The 2,476-nt window shown below is 68.7% G+C and carries 1 protein-coding gene; it reads left to right on the top strand.

Features of this window, described 5'->3' with window-relative positions:
- The first annotated feature begins 184 nt into the window (after window positions 1-184).
- Window positions 185-2,443, top strand: coding sequence for a glycoside hydrolase family 3 C-terminal domain-containing protein (locus HUX88_RS31755; RefSeq protein ID WP_176364365.1), 2,259 nt, complete (start codon window positions 185-187; stop codon window positions 2,441-2,443).
- Window positions 2,444-2,476 lie beyond the last annotated feature (33 nt).

Below are 2,476 nucleotides of genomic sequence, written 5' to 3' on the forward strand. Positions count from 1 at the left end.
TCCTGCATCGCCTCCAGCCGCGGCGCACGCCCCCGCCCGCCCCCCACCAAGACCGCCACCCCCCCCCCCCCCCCCCCCCGCCGCTGCGGAATATCGTTCCGGAGATTCGTCATTTTCATAATTGCCCGGCCTGAGCCCCACAGGCACAATCGCCGGCAAACCGTTAAGAAAGTGATGGAGACCCATGAAATTGAAGACAAAAATCAGCCTGCTGTCGGCTGCCGTGGCGCTGTGCTGCGGTAGTGTCGGCGCGCAGACCGGCGCGGCCGGGGAAGTCGCTGCGCCCGCTGCCACGCCGTGGATGAACGCCCAGCTGGGCGCGGAGGAACGCGCCCGCCTGGCGGTCGCGGCGATGACCATGGACGAGAAGCTCAAGCTCGTCTACGGCTACCTCGGCTCCGACATGGAATCGAAGAAAACCACGCGGCCGGCGCCGTCGCACAAGCAGTCGGCCGGCTTCATCTACGGCGTGCCGCGCCTGGGCATCCCCAACCTGTGGGAAACCGACGCCGGCGTGGGCGTGGCCAGCCAGGCCGGCCCGGACGCGCGTCCCGGCACGGCGCTGCCGTCGGGCCTGAACACGGCCGCCACCTGGGACCTGAACACCGCCTACGCGGGCGGCGCCATGATCGGCGCGGAGGCGCGCGCCTACGGCTTCAACGTGCTGCTGGCCGGCGGCGTCAACCTGATGCGCGAACCGCGCAACGGCCGCAACTTCGAATATGCCGGCGAGGATCCCCTGTTGGCCGGCAAGATCGTCGGCGCGCAGATCAAGGGCATCCAGTCGAACCGCATCGTGTCCACGCTCAAGCACTACGCGCTGAACGACCAGGAAACCAATCGCACCTCGCTCAACGTCAAGATCGACGACCGCTCGGCCCGCATGTCGGACCTGCTGGCCTTGCAGATCGCGAACGAGGAGGGCAATCCGGGCGCGGTCATGTGCTCGTACAACCGCGTCAACGGCGTGTATGCGTGCGAGAACAGCTACCTGCTCAACGAGGTGCTGAAGAAGGACTGGGGCTTCAAGGGCTGGGTGATGTCGGACTGGGGCGCGGTGCACAGCACGGTGCCGGCCGCCAACGCCGGGCTGGACCAGCAATCGGGCATGCCGTTCGACCTCGCCGACTACTTCGGCCCGCCGCTGAAGGAGGCCGTGCTGAACGGCTGGGTGCCGCAGTCGCGCCTGGACGACATGGTGCGCCGCATCCTGCACGCGATGTTCGCGCACGGCGTGGTGGACCATCCGGTGGCGCCGGCGCCGCAATCGATCGACTTCGGCGCGCACGCGGCCGTGTCGCGCAAGGATGCGCAGGAGGGCATGGTGCTGCTGAAGAACAGCACCGGCGCCTTGCCGCTGAGCCGCTCGGCCAAGAAGATCGCGGTGATCGGCGGCTATGCCGACCGTGGCGTGCTGGCCGGCGGCGGCTCGTCGCTGGTGTACCCGGCCGGCGGCAACGCGGCGCCTGAGCTGATGCCCAAGACCTGGCCCGGCCCGGTCATGGTGTATCCGTCGTCGCCGTTGAAGGCGATACAGGCGCGCCTGCCATCGGCCACGGTGGCCTACGCCGACGGCAGCGACCGCGCCGCCGCCGCCAAGCTGGCGCGCGAAAGCGATGTGGTTCTGGTGTTCGCGACCCAGTGGACGGGCGAGGGCTTCGACATGCCGAACCTGTCGCTGCCGGACAAGCAGGACGAGCTGATCTCCACCGTGGCCGAGGCCAACGCCAACACCGTCGTGGTGCTGGAGACCGGCGGTCCGGTGACCATGCCGTGGCTGCCGAAGGTGTCGGCCGTATTGGAGGCGTGGTATCCGGGCACCAGCGGCGGCGAGGCGATCGCCGGCGTGCTGCTCGGCGAAGTCAATCCGTCGGGGCGTTTGCCTGCCACCTTCCCGGCGTCGGAATCGCAGTTGCCGCGTCCCGCGCTGGACGGCTTCCCGGAGGTGGCGGACCGCCGCTTCGACGTCAACTACAGCGAAGGCGCCGCCGTCGGCTACAAGTGGTTCGACCTGAAGGGCCTCACGCCGCTGTTCCCGTTCGGCCATGGCTTGTCCTACACCGAGTTCGCCTTCTCGGACCTGGCCGCCAGCGTCAAGGGCGGCGTCGTGCGCGCCTCGTTCACGGTGAAGAACACCGGCAAGGTCGCGGGCAAGCAGGTGGCGCAGGTCTACGTCTCGCCGCTGACGGCCCGCTGGGAAGCGCCGAAGCGCCTGGCCGGCTTCCAGAAGGTCGAGGTGCAACCGGGCGCCGGCGTGCAGGCCTCCGTGACCGTCGATCCGCGCTTGCTGGCCGTGTTTGATTCGGCATCGAAGACGTGGAAAGTCGCCAAGGGCGACTACAAGCTGACCCTGGCGGCCAGCGCGGCCGACAGCAAGGCCGTCAGCACGGTGGTGCATCTGGACGCAGCCGTCTACGATGTGAACGGCAAGCCGACCCGCTAAAACGCTGGGCGGTAAAAAAGGGCGGGCGCTGCA

Source organism: Duganella sp. BJB1802, from assembly GCF_013369445.1.
GTDB lineage: Bacteria > Pseudomonadota > Gammaproteobacteria > Burkholderiales > Burkholderiaceae_D > Rugamonas > Rugamonas vulcania_A.

Coding starts and splice junctions, on each gene's coding strand:
- HUX88_RS31755 (WP_176364365.1), top strand. CDS start 185: ATGAAATTGAAGACAAAAATCAGCCTGCTGTCGGCTGCCGTGGCGCTG.